Annotated in this window: 14 protein-coding genes and 1 riboswitch; of the genes, 6 read left to right on the forward strand and 8 right to left on the reverse strand. The window is 45.6% G+C overall.

Annotated features, from left to right (window positions below; translation table 11 throughout):
- Positions 1 to 775: 775 nt before the first annotated feature.
- From CLV25_RS11355 to CLV25_RS11365, 3 genes are all read left to right on the forward strand, one after another.
- A complete protein-coding gene (locus tag CLV25_RS11355) occupies positions 776 to 1,270 on the forward strand; it encodes a hypothetical protein (RefSeq protein WP_131839772.1) in 495 nt (164 codons plus the stop codon).
- 567 nt (positions 1,271 to 1,837) lie between these two features.
- Entirely contained in the window at positions 1,838 to 2,380 is a 543-nt protein-coding gene (locus tag CLV25_RS11360; RefSeq protein ID WP_131839773.1) for a hypothetical protein, read from the forward strand.
- Positions 2,381 to 2,455: 75 nt separating this feature from the next.
- Complete coding sequence (locus CLV25_RS11365; protein ID WP_131839774.1) at positions 2,456 to 3,406, forward strand: DUF4407 domain-containing protein; 951 nt, start codon at positions 2,456 to 2,458, stop codon at positions 3,404 to 3,406.
- Between the two features lie 197 nt (positions 3,407 to 3,603).
- On the opposite strand, the gene CLV25_RS11370 is transcribed toward CLV25_RS11365, so the two are convergent.
- The 7 genes from CLV25_RS11370 to CLV25_RS11400 form a co-directional block, all read right to left on the reverse strand.
- Positions 3,604 to 5,757, reverse strand: a complete 2,154-nt coding sequence (locus CLV25_RS11370; protein WP_131839775.1) for an alpha-L-fucosidase — start codon at positions 5,755 to 5,757, stop codon at positions 3,604 to 3,606.
- A 185-nt stretch (positions 5,758 to 5,942) separates the two neighbouring features.
- Positions 5,943 to 7,019, reverse strand: a complete 1,077-nt coding sequence (gene fbaA, locus CLV25_RS11375; RefSeq protein WP_131839776.1) for a class II fructose-bisphosphate aldolase — start codon at positions 7,017 to 7,019, stop codon at positions 5,943 to 5,945.
- Positions 7,020 to 7,274: 255 nt separating this feature from the next.
- Complete coding sequence (locus CLV25_RS11380; RefSeq protein WP_131839777.1) at positions 7,275 to 8,429, reverse strand: CD0519/CD1768 family membrane protein; 1,155 nt, start codon at positions 8,427 to 8,429, stop codon at positions 7,275 to 7,277.
- Positions 8,430 to 8,656: 227 nt separating this feature from the next.
- Positions 8,657 to 10,003 carry a phosphomannomutase/phosphoglucomutase gene (locus CLV25_RS11385; RefSeq protein WP_131839778.1) on the reverse strand — a complete coding sequence of 449 codons (1,347 nt, stop codon included), beginning with the start codon at positions 10,001 to 10,003 and terminating at the stop codon, positions 8,657 to 8,659.
- Between the two features lie 180 nt (positions 10,004 to 10,183).
- Positions 10,184 to 11,365: a homoserine dehydrogenase gene (locus CLV25_RS11390; protein ID WP_131839779.1), complete on the reverse strand. Its 1,182-nt coding sequence runs from the start codon at positions 11,363 to 11,365 to the stop codon at positions 10,184 to 10,186.
- 216 nt (positions 11,366 to 11,581) lie between these two features.
- Positions 11,582 to 12,649, reverse strand: a complete 1,068-nt coding sequence (locus tag CLV25_RS11395) for a homoserine O-acetyltransferase family protein (RefSeq protein WP_131839780.1) — start codon at positions 12,647 to 12,649, stop codon at positions 11,582 to 11,584.
- A 4-nt stretch (positions 12,650 to 12,653) separates the two neighbouring features.
- Positions 12,654 to 13,937, reverse strand: a complete 1,284-nt coding sequence (locus CLV25_RS11400) for an O-acetylhomoserine aminocarboxypropyltransferase/cysteine synthase family protein (protein WP_131839781.1) — start codon at positions 13,935 to 13,937, stop codon at positions 12,654 to 12,656.
- Positions 13,938 to 14,219: 282 nt separating this feature from the next.
- A riboswitch (SAM riboswitch) is annotated at positions 14,220 to 14,326 on the reverse strand.
- Positions 14,327 to 14,667: 341 nt separating this feature from the next.
- Between CLV25_RS11400 and CLV25_RS11405 the strand changes: the two genes are divergently transcribed.
- The 3 genes from CLV25_RS11405 (at position 14,668) to CLV25_RS11415 (ending at position 19,369) form a co-directional block, all read left to right on the forward strand.
- Positions 14,668 to 15,192 carry a hypothetical protein gene (locus CLV25_RS11405; RefSeq protein WP_131839782.1) on the forward strand — a complete coding sequence of 175 codons (525 nt, stop codon included), beginning with the start codon at positions 14,668 to 14,670 and terminating at the stop codon, positions 15,190 to 15,192.
- Between the two features lie 300 nt (positions 15,193 to 15,492).
- Positions 15,493 to 17,952, forward strand: a complete 2,460-nt coding sequence (locus CLV25_RS11410; RefSeq protein WP_131839783.1) for a TonB-dependent receptor — start codon at positions 15,493 to 15,495, stop codon at positions 17,950 to 17,952.
- Between the two features lie 181 nt (positions 17,953 to 18,133).
- On the forward strand, positions 18,134 to 19,369 hold the full coding sequence (locus CLV25_RS11415) for an exo-beta-N-acetylmuramidase NamZ family protein (protein WP_243649629.1): 1,236 nt from the start codon (positions 18,134 to 18,136) through the stop codon (positions 19,367 to 19,369).
- Positions 19,370 to 19,716: 347 nt separating this feature from the next.
- Here CLV25_RS11415 and CLV25_RS11420 read toward each other — a convergent pair whose 3' ends face one another.
- Positions 19,717 to 20,286 carry a transposase gene (locus CLV25_RS11420; protein WP_131839784.1) on the reverse strand — a complete coding sequence of 190 codons (570 nt, stop codon included), beginning with the start codon at positions 20,284 to 20,286 and terminating at the stop codon, positions 19,717 to 19,719.
- Between the last annotated feature and the right edge of the window lie 149 nt (positions 20,287 to 20,435).

The following is a 20,435-nucleotide window of genomic DNA, read 5'->3' on the forward strand; positions in this document are numbered from 1 at the left end:
CGCTTCTTACCTTCGACATAGTCACAGACTATGCCGAGCCTTGCACTTAGAATAAACTTCGCTTAGCTAAGGTGTATATGTCTGATTAGAGCTAGACTTTTCCATCAATAAGCCGTAAACCAACTACCCCGAACGGGATGCAAACGAAGGAAACCTTCCCAAATTTGTACTACTAGGCTTACGATTATAAATAGATGCGCCTAATGTAGCAATAATAGCTTACCGTTAGCACTGCTTAGCTCAATTTTTTTTAAGAATAAAATGGGGATAGCCGTTAAAGGCCAGAAATGGCGCTTAATTGAGCAGCCTACTAAGCTTAATTGAGCAGCTTACTGCGATGAATGCAGTAAACGGCTGAGCTTAATTCAGGAACCTACTGCGATAAATTCAGTAGCCGGCTGAATTAAATTCAAATATTTGGTAGCTTAATTCAGCAGCCTACTGAATTAAATTAAGACGAAGCCTGAATTAAGTAGAGTAAGCCGCTGAATTTAATTGAGAAAAAGGCGAATTTATTTCAGCAGCCTACTGAACTAAATTCAGCACCCGCCAATACCTTTTTTAGTCAGGATGCCCTTATACGCCTTACAGAGCCGTTTTTGCCTTGCTACATGAGCAAATTGCTAGCTCTTTAGCTGTTATTACTATTCAGACTAAATATAAATTTCATGAATAATGTAAATTTTAGTACACCTCACGAATTAATTATTCATAAATATATTTTAATTTTAACATAGTGAAATAAATATTAAGTCCCACTAAAATTTTTACAGGTATGAACAAACCACAATTTAATTCACGATTTTTAGACACTGACTTTGCAGAGTACGACAAGCTTCTAAGTCAGATAGAGACTTTAGATAAGGGAAAACTCGATAGCCTCACCCCCGAACAGCGCCAGCTCTACGGCAAAGTGGGTAATTCAGTTCTCGAATGGGATAGCCGCGTTCAGGGATATATTAGTCAGAAGCCTGAATTTACGCCAATCTTTCTGGATAAGGAAGTATTTACATCTAAGCTAGAGCTCCACAAGAAGGTTCGTCCGATTGTCAACCGCCTTAAGGCCATATTGGAGAACTGGGAAGATACCGAATCGCTTATCAGCTTCGACGTGGATAACGATGCCCGCAGCTACTACCAAAACGTAAAGATGCTGGCAGCAAAGAATGTCCCCAGCGCACAAACCATCTACGAAGACCTATCATCGCGCTTCGCCAACGCAGGGCGCAAAGAGGCTAACAAAGCAGCAAAAAACGAAAACAAGGAATAGGTAATTATAAGCTCTTTTAAAAGCGGACCTCAGCGATGGGGGCCGCTTTTTTTTATTAGACACAGAGGCGCGGAGATCACAGAGGGGCACAGCGTTTTTACTATTCCCTACTCCCTACTCACTACTTCCCCATAAAACCCACCCCTTACCTCCCGTCCAAACGGGAGGATTACGTGCATTAATTAGGGTTAGCCCATTATTCTTTAACCCCTCTTTTCTTCCGAATAACTTCAGTACAACTCCCGTTTATTTCCGTTTAACTTCTACCAGAACTATTTCTATAACATCTTTGATGTCTCATTCTTCTTCCGTTTAATCCAGCTTAGGCGGGAGTCGCTTCGCGCCACTTCCGAATAAATTCCATTTAAATTCTATCCTCAAACACAGAGGCGCGGAGATCAAAGAGGGGCACAGCGTTTTTACTAATCCCTACTCCCTACTCACTACTCCCTATTTAACACTATTTACTGCAACATAAAGCCGCGCTTGGCGTCATATTTGCAGATATTGCGCAATCTTGCACGATAGGTATACGTTTTTGCTAAAAATTAAACACCTCATCCTCAAATGGGACTATTCAACTTTACGAGAAAAAAAGAAAAGGTTAACACCAGCCTTCCTGGTGCCGACGTTCCGATGGTGGAGCGCAGCATGGCGCCTCAGCCCATCGATGCTCCAACGCCTACATCCGAAACGCCGCAGCTAGGAGTCGATGCCATTTACGCCTTCCTTCAGTACGACTACGAGACCAAGGGCTACAACGATGCGCTCACCAACCCCGACGAGAGCTACAAGAACGACAACATTAAGCTCTTCCAGTACGACTTACAGATCCTCATTCAGCGCTCTTTTATGTACTACGACGATAAGATAAAGGAGATCGACTTCCACATTGGTTCGCGCACCCGCGCCGGACTAATCGACTTGGTGGAAGAGCTCAAAATAAAGCGCGAGCTGGTGCTGGAGCATATTGAAAAGGTAAAGCAGCTACAGCAGGAAACCGAAAACAACGCCGGAATGAGCGAGCGCATCAGGCTATCGTACCAGCGCGGTTTTATGCGCGGCTTATCGGCCATTACGCAAACCAAAGTGATGAACATTACCCTATAACGCATAGCCAAGAGGCCCGCATTGCCGGCAACAGCGGGCAGCGGTTAACCTTTTGCTGATTAAAGCATAAATCGAATGAAAGATTGGTGGATAAAGCTGGGCTGCTACCTAACGGGGTACAACTACAGCATTGTAAAAAGTTCGAGCGAGGCCAGCGCCAAGGCGGTTAAGAAGTTCGCCTCTGCCCTGCTCATCATCAGCATGGTGTGGTGCTTTATAGGGTACGAGTTTACCAGCCACTACCTGCACGGCAGCACGTTAACCTCCATCATCGGGGCCATCATTATGGTGGTTATGGTGATCCAAATAGAGCGTCAAATTATCCTTACCATAGGAAAAAGCCGATCGGTTAAGCGATTCCGTATCATCATTGGTATCGTTATGGCCATCATCGGATCGGTTATTATAGACCAGGTAATGTTTAAGGATGATATCGAGCGCGAGCGCATAACCGTCGATCAGGAGAAGGTTAACAAGGCGATGATCTTTAAGACAAAGGAGATCAACGATCAGATCGCGCAGCTCGATACGTCGATTGCCCGTAAGGAGCGCGAGCGCATGAAGGCTATCGCCGAGATAACCAAGAACCCAACCATTACGGCCTACAATACGCAAACGCAAACCAAGGCCGACTCCAACGGACGAATGGTTACCGTTGGACGTACCATGACTACCCAATCGATGCCAAATCCTAAGATTGAGATGCTGGCACAGCTCGATGGGCAAATAAAAACGCTGCACGACCTAAAGGTTGCAAAGGAGAATAGCCTGCTAACGATACGGGCAACCGTCGAAAAGGAGGTAAAGGAGAACAAGCCGTTCCTCGAGGAGCTCTCCATTCTATTTAAAATTCTAATGTCGAGCCCAATTGCCTTTGTGGTTTGGGCGCTTATCTTCACCTTCTTCTTTTCGATAGAGCTCTTTGTGCTCTACTGCAAGTTTGGCGACGACAAGAACGACTACGACCGCACCATCATGCATCAGATGCAGATCCGCATGCAGATGATCGATAAGCTTAATCAGTAGATTTTTAAGGGCAGGACAACCTTGGTTGTCCAATAAAAGCAATGCAGCACCGATGGGGATTGGTGCTGCATTTTTTTTGGTCGTATAATTTTAAGCTCTAAGCTAAGCACATTGACACGGAAGTACAGATGTACTCAGAGATTATTCCATTAGCTTCTTTAACTTGTGAAATAGCTTCTCCTTTCTACGTCAACGCGCTATCGTGTAATCACGCCAAGCTCACCTACCGAGGTCCACTCCTTACCCTCCACCTCGTCGAGCGCAACGAACTTGAAGAAGCGAGCAACGGCTGGAGCATCGAACATTACCTCCTGCTTAATTGGGTTATGCTTGATGTTGGCAAACTCGCCCTTGCAGGCAGCCTTTTGCCAGGTTACACCATCGGTAGAGGTGTAAAACTCGTAGTGCATAGGCGTTCCGCTAATGTTACCATCGGTTCGGGGCGCATAGGTAAAGCCCTTAAGGGTTAGCGTTTCGCCTAAATCCACAACAATAGAGTGAGGATGCTTAGGAAGATTGGCGCCATCCCAAGGCGTATGCCACATCGACGATGATGCACCATCGATAGCGTTTACGGCAGGGAACGAGCCTTGTGCTGCGCTCGACGAAACCACCGTCCACTTAGCGGTGCAGATATCGAACGACTCCTGCTTAACCTCGCTAAACACGCTGTTGTTGTTGATGAACGTGCGTGCCTTTACAACGCCACCCTGTGGCAAAGCAAAAGGCTTATCGTAAAGGTTCGAAGCGGCAGTTGGCTCCGAGCCATCGGTAGTATACCTAATGTTCACCGTTTTCGATTCGCTGCTAATTTTTACATTTCCCTGCTTATCGCGCGAAATCACTGGATCGGCGAGCAGCTCCGGTGCCATAAACAATCCGATATTGCTAATATTGGGGATGTCGCGCGATTTAAGAATGCTCACGCGAATCTTCGATGCGGTAGTTGTTGGCAAACGCAGCAAGCGCTTGTAGCCAATGGTAGTACCACGGCCAACTTCCTTCCAAGCCCCGTTGATAAAGGCTTCTACAGCGAACTCTTCTACGCGTTGCCCTTTGGTAATATCCTCCTGAATCATGAAAACGTTAAACTCCGAAGGCCTAGCAAGCGAAAGCTCGGCTACAGCAGGAAGCATCTTCGGCGACCAATTGGTCTTCGCCGATTTGTCGATAGCACCGTTAGCCGCACCAGCCTTTGCCCCTACAGCAAGGTTGGTCTTAAAGGTAGCACTAATGTACTCGCCGAACTCCTTTAAGCGCTTCACATCGCTTTCTTGAATAAGCCCACGGGTATCGGGCGGTACATTCAGTAGTAGCACCGAGTTCATTCCTACCGAATTAAAGTAGATATCGACGAGCTTATTCAGCGACTTTACGCGCGAATCCTCTGCCTTATGGTAGAACCAGCCGGGACGAATGGAAACATCCACTTCCGAAGGCCACCAGAACACCTGATTAGCCTTAGCAAGCAGCTCGCGGCTTCCTAAATCGTTCTTCATTGCGTTAATACCCAGCTGTTGGTTAACAGCCGCACTCTCGTTGGTTCCTCCTGGATTTAGCACGGTGGTGCTCCACTCGGTAGGGCGACCGTAGCCGCTTTCGGTACCAACCCAGCGAACATCTTCGCCCGACACAGCCACAACAGCATTGGGCTGTAGCTTATGGATAAGCTGGTAGTACTCCTTCCAGCTATATTCCTGCTTTTTACCATTTGGCCCCTCGCCACAAGCACCGTCGAACCAAACCTCGTCTACCTTTCCGTAGTTGGTAAGAAGTTCGGTAAGCTGCTCCATAAAGAACTTATTGTAGCGGGGCGAATCGCCGTAGCACTCTGCATTACGATCCCAAGGCGAAAGGTAAACGCCAAACCTCATACCGTACTTGGTGCAGGCATCGCGTAGCTCCCTTACCACATCGCCCTTACCGTTTTTCCAGGGACTTGCAGCCACCGTGTGCTTGGTTACCTTCGATGGCCAAAGACAGAAGCCGTCGTGGTGCTTAGCGGTAAGTATTGCCATCTTAAATCCGGCATCTTTAAGCGATTTTACCCACTGGTCGGCATCAAAATGGGTAGGGTTGAACAGTTGGGGATCTTCTGTTCCGTGTCCCCATTCGAGGTTTGTAAAGGTGTTGATGGTAAAATGGAGAAAAGCGGTAAGCTCGAGCTCCTGCCATGCCTTTTGCTGAGGTGTTGGAACAACGCGTGCTGCCATCTTAACCTTCTGTTCGATAGTAGCATTAGCGGGGAACTTCACGCTCTTAACGTAGTAGTTCTCCTTTTGCTGAGCATAAGCTGTAATACTCAATAGCGCTGCAGCAAGTAGCAGCGCACTAGTTTTGGCTAACTTCATTAGATGTCGAGTTTTTGTCTACCTACAAATAAAGCTTTTTTAATGGTAAAGTTCCATACCAGATGCAGCTAGTTTCAAGACTAGTAGGTAGTTTAACATGCAAGCAAATACCCGTTACCGATAGCGTCAACGGACAAAAAAAAGGGTACCCGAAGGTACCCTTAGCTTGTTATGCTGCTGCAATGTTACTTTCCAATAACGTTGATTGCATTAAGATCAGCAAACGACTCCTTCAAACGAGCGATAACTGACTCTTCGCCCTTACGCAACCAAACGCGTGGGTCGTAGTACTTCTTGTTAGGAGAATCATCACCTTCTGGGTTGCCAAGCTGACCTTGTAGGTATGCTTCCTTAGCCTTGTAGTACTTAAGGATACCTTCCCAGAATGCCCATTGAATATCGGTATCAATGTTCATCTTAACTACACCGTACGAAATTGCTTCGTGAATCTTTTCCTTCTCAGAACCCGATCCACCGTGGAATACGAAGCTTACAGGTTGAGCTACTGTATTAAACTTCTTTTGGATGTACTCTTGAGAATCTCTTAGGATATATGGGCTAAGAACAACGTTTCCTGGTTTATATACACCGTGAACGTTTCCGAAAGAAGCAGCAATGGTGAAGTTAGGGCTAATCTTGCTTAGCTCTTCGTAAGCATAGGCAACCTCTTCGGGCTGAGTGTAAAGCTTAGAAGCATCAACATGGCTATTGTCTACGCCATCTTCTTCGCCGCCGGTAACACCAAGCTCAATTTCGAGGGTCATTCCCATCTTGCTCATACGGGCAAGGTACTTCTTCGAAATCTCGATGTTTTCTTCAAGAGACTCTTCCGACAAGTCTAGCATGTGCGAGCAGAAAAGTGGCTTTCCTTTTTCTGCGAAGAACTTTTCGCCAGCATCAAGCAAACCGTCAATCCAAGGAAGAAGCTTCTTTGCAGCGTGATCGGTATGAAGGATTACAGGTATTCCATAAGATTCAGCAACATTGTGAACGTGAAGAGCTGCCGAGATAGCTCCGGTAATGGCCGACTTTTGGCCATCGTTGCTAAGGCCTTTCCCTGCATAGAAAGAAGCACCGCCATTCGATACTTGGATGATTACAGGAGAGTTAACTTCACGAGCTGCTTCAAGAACAGCGTTTACAGTGTCGGTTCCAGTAACGTTAACCGCTGGAATTGCGAATCCTTTTTCCTTAGCATACGCATAAAGATCATGAACGTCAGAGCCGCTGATAACACCTGGCTTGAAATTGAAAGTTGCCATAATGGAATTTATTTTGATGTAATAAAAAACTGCTTTCTCCGAAAAGATGAAATCGAAAAGTGCAAAAATTACACGCTCAATTTCAACCATCAAAGGTATAACTATCAGCAATTGTAAACAAATCTATTTTAGTAAATTTACGTTGCGTGAAAACCAGAGTGAGGCTGTAACAACTAATTAGGGGGATTACCTCAACGGTATCCCCCTAATAAAATTATAGTGACGTGACATTTATAAGTTCGACAGAGCGCTAACCTACAAGGTTGTAAACAACGAGACAAAGACGTATAGCCAGTGGGCAAATACGCCCGCGCAAAGCCCTCCTATTGTATGCGAAAGCAGAGCCTTCGAAATTAACGGACGGTATCCCATAGAGTCGAGCATTGCAGTATGCGTGCTAAGGTAACCGCTCCAGCACATTCCCATTGCGGTAAATACGGCAATAGCGTTACCGTTAATAAAGCCCGACACCATAAACTGCTTTATAAGACCAAGCGCAGCACCAACTGCTCCTAGCGAAGTAATTGGGAACGCAACTAGCTCTGGATGCTCGAAGCCAAATAGCCACTCGAAAAACCAGCTTACCTTTCCAGCCAGATAAGGAAGCAAACGAACACCTTCGTAGGCCAAGCCCTGATACCCTACCTTAGGATCAGCAGGACCAAATGTTAGCAGCATTACTATCGTAGAGATAATCAACACCCCTGGAATAATAGCCAACCCCAAATCGACACCTGTTTTTCCTCCATCAAGGATGGCGTTAAGGAAGCGTAAGAATGCGTTCCCTTCCGATTTAAAGGATAAATTTTGTTCATCGCCCTTTTCTTCTGCAACCTCTTGTCGTAGTATTGGACTATTTTTTATAGAACGCTGCATCAAACGAGTAGAAACCATACCCCCAAAAACAGCACCAGCCAAACCAACCATAGCTGCTCCAAAATGGCCTAAACCAGCCATAAACGTTATTACAACAAGTCCCATACCAAAAGCGGTTCCAAAGTTTGTTAGGGAAACAAGCTGGTAGGGTTTAAAATACTGTCTAAAGTTTTTATCCTTCGCTAATCCAATAATTGCAGGATTGTCGGAAAAGAAGGTCATCAAACCACCTAGCGCAGCAACACCAGGAAGGTTAAAAAGAGGCTTCATCAGTGGAGCTAGGATATACTCCAGCAAACGAACAACCCCAAACTCTATTAGCAAACGCCCTAAAGCACCAGAAAGAACGGTAATACCCATGATGTACAACACGGTCTTTATCAACAGATCGTAAGCTGTTGCCATTATGGTATTAAGAAGGTTATTCGTCCCCATTCTTGTACCTAAGAACCCAAAAAAGAGAAAGAGTATTAACAGAAATAGTCCCGCCTCAATCCTCCTTTTTGTCAAAAACTTCAGATTCGTATATTTCATTATACCTACACTTTTATGTGATTATGCGGAAGCAAAAATAAGATGATTTTGAAAGTCCAATCACAACGCATCCTTAAAAAAACAAGTTTAAAAACATAAGCGAAACGCTTTTTTATCTAAAACATTCAAATCATTTCAAAAAAAAAGCCGAACTATTGAAAGTTCGGCTCTAGCATTTAGCTACATACAATATTGTAGAAAAGAAAGAATCAAACAGTGCAAGTATTCTACTTAAAGTTTGAAATAATGCCTTTTACAACCCTTACTTTTTCCGCGAGTAGGTCGTCAGAGGTTGCCTCGGCAAGAAAGCGTAAGTATGGTTCGGTATTCGAAGGACGAACGTTTAACCACCAGTCGGCAAACTCAAGACGGTAACCATCAAAGTCGTAGAAGGCGGTTACGGTTTCGGTCTCCTCAAAATGCTTTTTGATGGCATCCATTGCTTCCTGCTTCTGTACTATCTTAAAGTTGATTTCTCCGGAGTTATGGTAGCTTGATATTCCTGCAATGGCTTCGCTAAACGAGATTCCTTTGCTCTTTAACCTTGCCACAACGTTAAGGGTAAGGATTGCCGCAAGCATACCCGAATCGGAATAGAAGAAATCCTTAAAGTAGTAGTGACCGGCAAGTTCACCGCCGTAGATTCCGTCAATTTCACGGAGTTTAAGCGCTGCATAGGCGCGCCCCACACGCCAAGTATGAATCTCGGCACCAAAATTCTTTCGCAGGTATTCGCCTACAGCCTTAGACGATCGGATATCCTGAAGCACTTTTTGTCCTGCAGGTTTACCTTCGAGGAAGTAGTGCCCCAACAAAGCTATGATAAGATCTGGCGAAACAAACTTTCCCTTCTCGTCGACAAACATAACGCGGTCAGCATCGCCATCGAATATAACGCCAATATCGCTCTTAGTATGGTTTACTAAGGCCTTTAAATCGGCCACATTGGACTCATCCAACGGATTTGGTTCGTGGTTAGGGAAAGTTCCGTCAACATCATCGTAAATATACGTTGGTGCTTCGCCTAACACCTGACGAACAAATAATCCTGCCATACCATTAGAGCAATCTACCGCAATTTTAAGGCTCGACAAGTCTTCCAACTTCGACTTTAAGAATTCGAGATACTCCTCCTTAACCTTAACCGGAGTAATGCTTCCTCGCTTAGTAGAAGCTTCTACATTACCACCAAGTACGAGCGCCTCCAACTCCTTTAACCCAGAGTCGTAACCAACGGGGAGAGCATTTTCTCTCGAAATTTTCAATCCATTATACTCCTTAGGGTTGTGCGATGCGGTAATCTGCACCGAGGCTTTGAAGCCCAACTTTGCCGTTGTATAGTAAACCAATGGGGTTGTTGCCAAACCAATATCGAATACATCGGCTCCTGCATCGTTGATTCCCCTTACAAGCGCCGCGAAAATCTCGGGAGATGACACTCGTGCATCTCTACCCACTAAGATCTTATTGGCGCTTAGAAGCTGAGGTAGAAAGTAACCGATTCGGTAAACATCCTCTTGGTTAAAGTCCTTATTATAAATGCCTCTAATATCGTACGCGTGAAAAGCTCCCATAAATCAGATTTATTTATTCTTTTGTTTTTATGTTATTCCCGCTTTGAAAAACGGGCGCACAATCTACTTAATTTTACTGGAAAGAAAAAATATGTTAGAAATTATATTGGGCAAAAAAGAACAGAGCCACCCAGAATAATACTGAGGAGGCTCTGTTCTTTCGTCATCTAATTTCGTTGACTACACCGCTGCAATAAACACATCTAACTTAGGTAGCAGGTACTTCACCTTTTGCAAAGATGAAAGTTTAATAGTTCCAATAACGTAGCTGTAATCCTTCGACGAGTACTTTTCGGTGATATTCTCGAACTCGAAGTGGCTAAACGCAAGGCTGTCGCGGTAGCGTAGGTATATCTTCACCTCGGTGTCGGTGGTGTAGGTTGGCGGAGTAAAGAGCGTATGCTTCTTGTACTCGTATTTGTAATTATGAGCGCGGGCGGTAATGTCGGAAAGAACCGACGAAGCAGTAGGGAATGCCCCAGCCCCCTTGCCAAACATAAACTGCTTCTCGTAGTATTCGCCTTCGATGATAACTCCGTTATACTCGTTCTCCACCGAGTAGATATACTCGTCAGGAGAAACCAGCTTAGGCATTACAAACATGGTGAAGCTGCCGTTATCTAACTTGGTAACCTGCGCCACCAGCTTAATCTTAAGTCCTTTTTCTTTGGCATACTGAATGTCGCAAGGGGCAAGATTTGGAATGCCGCAGTTAAAGATATCCTCGGGCTTAACCAGCGTACCAAAGGCATGCAGGGTGATGATGATAAGCTTAAACATCGAATCGTAACCCTCAACATCGAAGGTCGGATTGCTCTCGGCAAAGCCCAAATCCTGTGCCAACTTAAGGGCGCTATCGTAGTCGCCACCCTCGTTAAAGATTTTGGTAAGAATGAAGTTCGACGAGCCGTTAAGGATGCCGGTGATCGACTTCAGCAGGTCGTTATCGTAGTACTCTTCGAGGTTCCGGATAACAGGGATGCTACCGCAGGCGCTGGCATCGTAGAGCAACGACACGTTATGCTTCTTCTGTATTTCGATAAGCTCCTCGAGGTGCTCGGCAAGCATCTTTTTGTTGCCTGACACAACGCTCTTGCCCTTAAGCAGGGAAGCCTTTACGATATGATATGCCTCATCGGCATTGTCAATAAGTTCAACAACAAGGTTGATGTCTTCGTCGTTGATTATTTCGTTGGCATCGGTGGTGTAAAAATTCTCGGATACGTTTCTTTTCTTATCAGGGTGTTTAATACACACCTTTTTTATGGTTGCATCTACCGTACGGCTATTTTTAAGCACGTGGTAAAGCCCTTCGCCTACCACTCCAAATCCAAATAGGCCAATGTTCAACTTTGTTTTCATTGTTTTTATTTCTTTGTTTTTATAATTCTGTTTTGTTTGAAGTCAAGAAGAAATAAGAATAAGTTGCCTTAAGGAAATACCTTGTAAACCCACCCCCTCCCCCCTCCAAAGGAGGGGATAATCATGCTTCTATTGAGGTTCTTTATTATTCTCTAACCTCTTCCGTCTACCTTCTGTATAACTTCCGATTATTTCCGTTTAACTTCTGCCATCATACTACCACGTATCGTACTGATGACCGCAGCATTCCAGCTCCTCTTCGTCGCAATCGGAAGCGTAGAAATCCTCAATTACCCGGCTAAGCTGCCTCCACTCCAATAAAAATCCATCGTGACCAAAGCTGGATGTAATTGGGGCGAATTGAGCATTAGGAATAAGCACCTTCAACGCACGTTGCTCCTCGATTGGGAAAAGAATGTCGGTATCGATACCAACCAGCAGCGTCTTTGCCTTAATCCTCGATAGCGCAGCGGCAACTCCCCCCCTATTGCGTCCCACATTGTGCGAGTCGATAATACGGGTGAGCGTGTAGTACGAGTAGGCATCGAAGCGATTTGCCAACTTTTGCCCTTGATACTGTTGGTAGGAAGATGCTTTAGACGCTTCCAAACCATTATTATCTAGCTCATATTGCGTTTTGTTGTACCCCTCGTAGCTGCGATAGCTTACAAGAGCAATGGTACGAGCAGCCTTTAATCCATCCAGACCACCATCGGGTCGATCCTCAAAGAATGTCTTATCGGCACGAATAGCCATGCGCTGGCTCTCGTTTAGCGCCGTTGCCCAAGGTGTAACCCTTGCATTGCTAGCAACAATAATAAGGTGCTCGCTAACATCGGGATTGATGATTGCCCACTCCAACGCCTGGAATGCGCCAATTGATCCTCCTATAAGCGTATGAATCCTATCAATACCTAAATGTTGGCGAAGCAGCTCGTGAGCATTGGCTAGGTCGCGAACGGTTATTTGAGGGAATGCTCTATAGTATGGCTTACCGGTTTGTGGATTCGTGGATAGAGGTCCGGTTGTTCCGTAGCACGAACCAATAATGTTAGCGCACACTACAAAGTAGCGAGAGGTGTCGTAGTAATTTCCCTCACCGACAAGCACATCCCACCAATCTTCGGCATCGGAGTTGGCAGTAAGGGCATGACAAACCCAAAGAACGTTATCCTTTGCAGGATTTAGCGTTCCAGAGGTATGGTAAACGATGTTCAATTCAGGGAGTTCTTCCCCGCTCTCCAGCGGGAAAGAACGTCCTAAACAGTACTGGTGCTTATTCATTTATCTAAATGGAATTAAAAGCTTGTTCTATATCATTAATTATATCGTCGACATATTCGATGCCAACTGATAGGCGAAGCAGCGATGGAGTGACTCCGGCAGCTCGCTGTGCCTCTTCATTGAGCTGAGCGTGCGTTGTTGCCGATGGCTGAATAATGAGCGTTTTAGCGTCACCCACGTTGGCAAGGTGGCTGATAAGCTTAAGGCTTTCGACAAACTTTACGGTTTGCTCCTTGGTTCCGTTCACCTCGAACGAAAGTACCGAACCAAAGCCATTCTTCAGGTACTTCTTCGCCAAACCGTGGCTAGGATGGCTCGCCAAACCCGGATAAAGAACATTCTTCACCTTGGCATGCCCATCTAGCCAATGGGCTATTTTAAATGCATTGCTGTTGTGCCTCTCCACACGAAGCGAAAGCGTTTCGAGCCCTTGCAGCATTAAGAAGGAGTTGAAAGGACTGATGGTAGGTCCCAAATCGCGAAGTCCCTCGAGTCGTGCTTTAAGAATAAAAGCATTGCTACCAAAGATTTCCCAAAGCGATTGTCCATGGTAGGCATCCTGCTTCTCAGATATCTCTGGGAACTTGCCGTTTGCCCAGTTAAAGTTTCCTCCATCTACAATAATACCACCCATTGATGTTCCATGACCACCAATCCATTTGGTTGCCGACTCAACCACAACGTTAGCACCATGGTCTAATGGACGAACAATATAGCCTCCAGCTCCAAAGGTGTTATCTACAATAAAAGGTATATCGTGCTTTGCAGCAAGAACTCCAAGCGCCTCAAAATCGGGAACAATAAACGATGGATTCCCTATCGACTCGGCATAAATTGCCTTAGTGTTCTCATCGATCAACTTGGCAAAGTCTTCGGGCTTCGTGCTTTCGGCAAAACGAACCTTAATTCCTAGGCGGGCAAAGGTTACCTTAAACTGGTTGTAGCTGCCGCCATATAAATAAGGTGAGGAAATAAAGTTATCACCCTGCTTAAGTATGTTGTTGATGGCTATAAGCTGTGCTGCATGTCCTGACGAAACCGCCAACGCCCCAACCCCCCTTTCGAGCGCGGCAACGCGCTTCTCGAACACGTCGGTAGTAGGATTCATAAGACGCGTATAGATGTTGCCAAACTCCTTTAGTGCAAAAAGGTTGGCTGCATGCTCGGAACTATTAAAGGTATAAGCTGTAGTTTGGTAGATAGGTACAGCACGAGAATTGGTTGCAGAATCGACCTCCTGACCTGCATGAATCTGTAGAGTATCAAAGTGTAATGAACGTTCAGACATTGTTGAAATTTGTTTACAATTAGACATAGCAATACCATAACCACTTATGGCTTAACTTTTTTATCCTGCTACAGCATCAAAACAAACGGCTATAGCAAGGAAATCCCATACGGTTTAAGGGAAAACTAAAAATGATGCAGCAATGTTCTAAACACCGCTATTGCAAATGGAGGTGATTATTTCGCGCAGCTAGCGCATTCGTGGCATTGTAGCTTCGCTACCGATTGCCACAGCTGAGAAAAATCGAAAGAATGTAAATTCTGATTTCATGCTGTTGTTGTTAAATTATAAACCCCTTGTTTCTTGGGTAGGTTTTAGCACCATCTCCCCGTGGGGGAAGGTTGCTAGAGCTTCAACGAGCCTATTCTCTCCACTCTTCTTTATAACTCAAACAACCCTTTTGAAAGGATTATTGAACTGAATGCAAATATACGTCTTTTATTAATACATCCTAAACCCAGCCTCTCTTTATACATTCTTTAACAACACCTTCTAATGCTTTCCATCTAACAGTAGAGAAAGTTAAATGGAAGTAAAGGAGTTAGACAAAGCTACACAAGTAAATTTTGAAGTTAAATAAGTTAACAAACATGGACTATGTCGATTAGCGCTTCCCGCCCAGCTGACGATAAGTGCAGCAGATGCGGAAGAGCCAACGTCGTTAGGACAAGACGAGCCTCGTAAAAACAAGTCTTATTCGGATGAAACCGCATCGAATAGATTAAAATTCATGGCTAATCGATTTGGAACTTTGACAAAGCACCCCTACATTTACGGCATGCTACAATGGAGAAAAATAGCATCACTTTTCCTGCTGCTGGCCTACATATTTGTGCTGGCCCTGTCCGTTGTCCCCCATCACCATCATATCTATGGCAGTATCTGCACCGAAAACTCCCTACATCACGACAACGAAGGAGATTTAATAATTGCAGATTGCCTGGAAGATCACGATGACAGCAGCTGCTGCCCCAAAAAGACCACCAAGTGCGACGATATGCAGTGCATTTCGCGCATCGTATACCTCTCCGGCGAAATAGCTAAACTAACGAGAAACGATGGCGACCAACCATTGCTTCCGCTTTTACTTACACCTTTTATAGCAGGTAATAGCTTCGACATTTTGCCAGATGCTAACAGCTATCAACAATCCCATAGGCTCAAATACTATCCGCCCAACGAACGAATCGTTAAGCTGCTGCTTACATCGGGCGTTGGCCTTAGAGCTCCTCCTGTCCTGTCGCTAAGAGGCTAAGCTAAATCATTCTTTTACTAGAATCGAAATACATTCCAGCAATCGCCATTGCAGATTGTTGCGTATATTCATTAGCCTCACCATCAACCTGGGAATATCATCCCACCAACAAGTACATATTTTCAACCAAGAACTGTATAAGATCGGGTTAACCCTTATAGGGTAATTGCGTAAAAGTTTACCCTACCGTTTTTGCTTTAGCTACAAATTGTAGGTAAAAGCAGGAAGATCTTTTCAAACTTGGATAATACAAAACCTTATGACAAACGCTCAAAGAGCTACGTCTATCAATCTAAAGAAATGAAGATAAAGCTATTTATCACCACTATAGCACTGTGTACCCTTGCGCAGTTTGCCTTTAGCCAGGGGAGCGTAAAGGGAAAAATCAAAGGAATTAGCACCAGTAAAAAGGAGGAGCCGCTAGCCTTTGCCAACGTTTACTGGATTGGCACCTCCGTTGGAACAGTTTCTGATGCCAACGGAGCATTCTCTATAAACCATCCCAAAGGCGCAACCAAGCTGGTTGCCCGTACCATTGGCTTCAAAGCCGATACGCTTTCCATTAAGCCCGGTTCTGCCGAAGTAGAGTTTGTGCTTGTTGCCGAAAACGTGAAACTCGAAGAAGTTGTTGTCTCGGGTAGGCAACGTGGAAGCACCCTACTGGCCCTTACCCCGCTTAAAACCGAAGTAATTACGGCATCTGGACTTTGTAAAATGGCCTGCTGTAATCTCGCCGAAAGCTTCGAGAATACCGCTAGCGTAAGCGTTGGCTTTAGCGATGCCGTTTCGGGTGCTCGCCAAATCAAGATGCTCGGATTGGCCGGAACCTACACCCAAATGCTCGACGAGAACCGTCCCATCATGAGAGGTATTGCCTCTCCATACGGGCTAACCTACACTCCAGGACAATGGCTAGAAAGCATCCAGGTATCTAAAGGACCAGGCTCGGTGCTTAACGGCTATGAAGCCATTACCGGACAGATTAACGTAGAGCACCGCAAGCCAACGGCTAAGGAGCCGCTATTCGTTAATCTTTTTGCAGATACCGACCAGCGCACCGAGGCCAACGTTGCTTCATCGCTTCAGATAAACGAGCGCCTTAGCACCGTTACCCTTGTTCATGCATCTACCGATCCAATGAAGAAGGATCATAACAAGGATGGATTTATGGATATGCCAACTGCCAAGCAGGTAAACGTTGCCAGCCGATGGCTATATATGGCCCCAAGCGAAGCCCAACTTCGAGCCGGTATTAAGGTGCTTGCTGAGGAACGTAACGGCGGACAGATGAACAACGCCAGTGTAGCCAACAACTACGGGTTGGGCCTATATAGATCGAAGATCAACAACAAGCAATTCAACGCCTACGTTAAGTTTGGAATGCCTGTTGGCGAACATCACGACCATGAAGCCCATAAGGAGAGCGCCGACGGCCATTCTGATTGTAGTGAAGAGTGTACAGGCGATCACCCCCATGAGAAGGAACATTCCGAATGCGGAGAAGAATGTTCGGAAGATCATTCTAAAGGTGATGATCATTCGGAGTGTGGAGAGGAATGCACCGAAGATCATGGAGAAGAAGAACACGAAGAATGCCATGAGGTAGAAAAGAGTCTTGCACTTGTAGCCGACTATACCTATCACGAGCAGAACTCGTTCTTTGGAATCAAAAACTATAACGCCGACATGCACTCGGTATTTACCAATCTTCTTTTCCAAGGAGGATTTAACGAAAGCAACCGCTACGAGCTGGGCGCCAGCTTCCGATTCGACCGATACAACGAGCTGTTGATCGATCGCTTCATCCAGAACAACGCCACTAAGATGGAGCAGTACATCAACCTCGACAGAACCGAGCGTACCGCAGGCGTATTTGGCGAGTACACCCTCTCGAAGGAGGAAAAGATGACCTTTATCGTTGGCGCACGTGCCGATCACAACAGCCTTTACGGCTGGCTCTTCACCCCAAGGGCTAACTTTAAATGGGATATCACCGATAAGCTTACCTTCCGCGCTTCGGGAGGCCGTGGATACCGCTCGCCAAACCCCATCTCCGACAATATGGGAATCCTGGCAACCGGTCGTCAGATTGCCATCGACAACAACCTGAAGATAGAGGATGCCTGGACCTACGGCGCCAGCATCGTTAGATACTTTAAGCTGTTCAACGACGAAAGGGCTTCGATCAGCCTCGATGCGTTCCGTACCCAATTCAGCAACCAGCTGATTGTCGATCAGGAGTACAACAAGGCGCTGGTGAGCATCTACAACCTCGATGGGCAGTCGTACACCAACAGCATTCAGGTAGACCTTAACTTTATTCCGGTGGAGCGCCTTAGCGTATTTGCAACCTACCGCTATACTGATGCAAAAGTCGATCTAAAGAATCAAGGCTTGGTTAAGAAACCGATGGTGGATAAGTTTAAGGCGCTGCTAAACCTACAGTATGCAACCAAAATGAACAAGTGGACCTTCGACGCCACGGCGCAGCTCAACGGGCAAACCCTCCTACCCAACCTCTCGGGCGATTTAACCCAGAAGAAGGATTACTCGGAGGTTTATCCCATGTTCTTCGGTCAGGTTACCCGCAAGTTTAAGAAGGTGGATGTTTACGTAGGATGCGAAAATATCGGTAACTACCGCCAAAAGAACCCGATCCTTTCTGCCGATTCACCGTTCTCCACCTCATTTAACTCATCGGTGGTATGGGGACCGCTTATGGGCCGCAAGGTATACGGTGGTTTAAGATTTACGCTCTAAACTAAATTGCCGAATATCATTCGGTCAACCGATAGAAAAAGGTTCTCCTATATCTGGTGGGAGAACCTTTTTGCATACTAGCATCTGCCAAAAGCAGAATATTTGTGTAGCTTTATCCGGCAAAAAACCGATTAGGGAATCCTTTTGGATGTTTAATGAAAACCTACTAAAACCTGAAAGTATGAGAGCAACAAGCACGCTGATGTTTCTAGCCTGCATCGCCATTTCGCTGAGTGGCATGAGCGCTTCCATCGGACACAACTCCACGCAAAAAAGCAGCAACAAGAGTTCTGGCATTATCACCGGAGCCGAACAAACCGAGAAGTATCTTCCCTACCTTAAGGGCAAACGGGTTGGCGTACTTGCCAATCCTACCACCGTCATCGGCAACAGGCATCTTGTAGATAGCCTGCTAGCAAGAGGCATCAACATCGTAAAGGTCTTTGGTCCCGAACACGGGTTTAGGGGCAATGCCAGCGCCGGAGTAGACGTAAACGACGAACAGGATAAAACAACCGGCCTTAAGGTAATCTCTCTGTATGGTCCAAAGCAAAAGCCATCGCGCGAAGACCTTGCCGATGTAGACATCATGGTATTCGACATCCAGGATGTAGGATGCCGTTTCTATACCTATATCAACGTACTTGGTAAGATTATGGAGGCTTGCGCCGAGAATGGGAAGGAGCTGCTAATCCTAGATCGCCCTAACCCTAACGGCTACCTGGTTGACGGTCCTATTCTCGACATGCGGCTAAAGTCGGGCATCGGCATGTTCCCAATTCCTATTGCCCACGGAATGACCATCGCCGAATTCGCCCAGATGATAAATGGCGAAGGTTGGCTTCCCAACAAGATGACCTGCAAGCTAAAAATCATCCGTATGGTTAACTACAACCACGATATGTCCTACACCCTTCCGGTAAAGCCATCACCTAACCTGAATACGCAGCAAAGCATCATGCTTTACCCTTCGGTTTGCCTCTTCGAGGGAACCATCATTAGCCAAGGACGCGGCACCCATACCCCCTTCACCATTCTGGGAAGCCCTCTGCTAAAAGGCAAGTACAGCTTCACCTTTAAGCCGATCAGCATACCGGGCATGAGCGAATCTCCACTTCATATGAACGAGGTGTGCTACGGGCTAGACCTGCAAAACTACGACATAAAAAAGTTGAGGAAAAGCCGACGAATCAACATCCAGTGGATGATAGACCTCTACAACGCCTACCCCGACAAGGAAAGGTTCTTCGACCGAAGCCAGAGCAAGCAGATCGGCAACATCGACTACCTTGCCGGCACCTACGACTTCAAGAAGCAGATCATCGAGGGCAAATCGGCAAAGGAGATACAAGCCTCGTGGGAGCCGCAGCTCTCGCAGTACAAGGAGATGCGAAAGAAGTACCTGCTCTACAAGTAGCATAAAGCATAACAACGCCTCTTAAGGGAATTGTAGTAATACCTGAATCATCCGCTACGAAGGTTCAGGTATTTGCGTTTAGGAGTTTCCCTAAAATATTAGACTGTTATCCCCAGTAATCCCAGTTAAACGAAGGCACAGCCCATAGCCGTCAAGCTCAGCCATTTTTTCAAAGTTCAAATGCATAATCATGGCTGATTATCCTCCCGCTTAGGCGGGAGGATAACGTGCTGCTATTGGGCGTTTGTCCTTTTAAATTCATCCTTAACTTGACGACTATGGACACAGCCTCGTCCAAACGGGGGAAAATCGTTGGGGTTAACGTAAGGGCGAAATATCTTTCGCCCCTACCCAACATAAAATTTATCATCCTTCCATTTGACAGGATTGTCTACGATGTATTCGGCGATATTCTGGTACGACTGTTCGTTTCGAATGATATGTTCGTAGTAGTTGCGTTGCCAAATGTTTTGAACGTTGGTGTTTTGCCGCATCCATTTGGTAACGCCAATTTTAAAACCGCGTAACATCGATCCAATCGTGCGCGATGTTCCCCGTATTACCATTTGTTCGTCCGTTGGATCAACCGCAGGGGCGAAAAATATTTCGCCCTTACACACGCCCCTACATTCCCCATAACCTCCATCATCCACAATTTGTACAATACCATGTACATGATTAGGCATGATTACATATTCGTGTAAAACAACATTTGGATAATGGTTTGGAATATCCAACCAGCACTGTTGGGCAGTACGTCCTGAATCGTTCAAAATCATTTCCGCATTTTCAATATGCCCAAATAGACATGCCCTACCGTATAGGCATAGGGTTACAAAGTACAAGCCTGCTTGCGAATAGTCGTATCCCTTTAGGCGGATGCTTTGCCGATGGTGAATATTTGGATTGTAGTTCATTATTAAATGATTTTCTTATTCACAGTCGAGGACTTTTTAAAAGAAATTACAATTTACAAAATTGTCTTCGCATTCTAGATGTTTCTAATACGTTTAGAAGGTAAATATCATCTATCCACCTATATAACATAGAATGGATCGCCATCCCA

The sequence above is a fragment of the Acetobacteroides hydrogenigenes genome, from assembly GCF_004340205.1.
Classification (GTDB): domain Bacteria; phylum Bacteroidota; class Bacteroidia; order Bacteroidales; family ZOR0009; genus Acetobacteroides; species Acetobacteroides hydrogenigenes.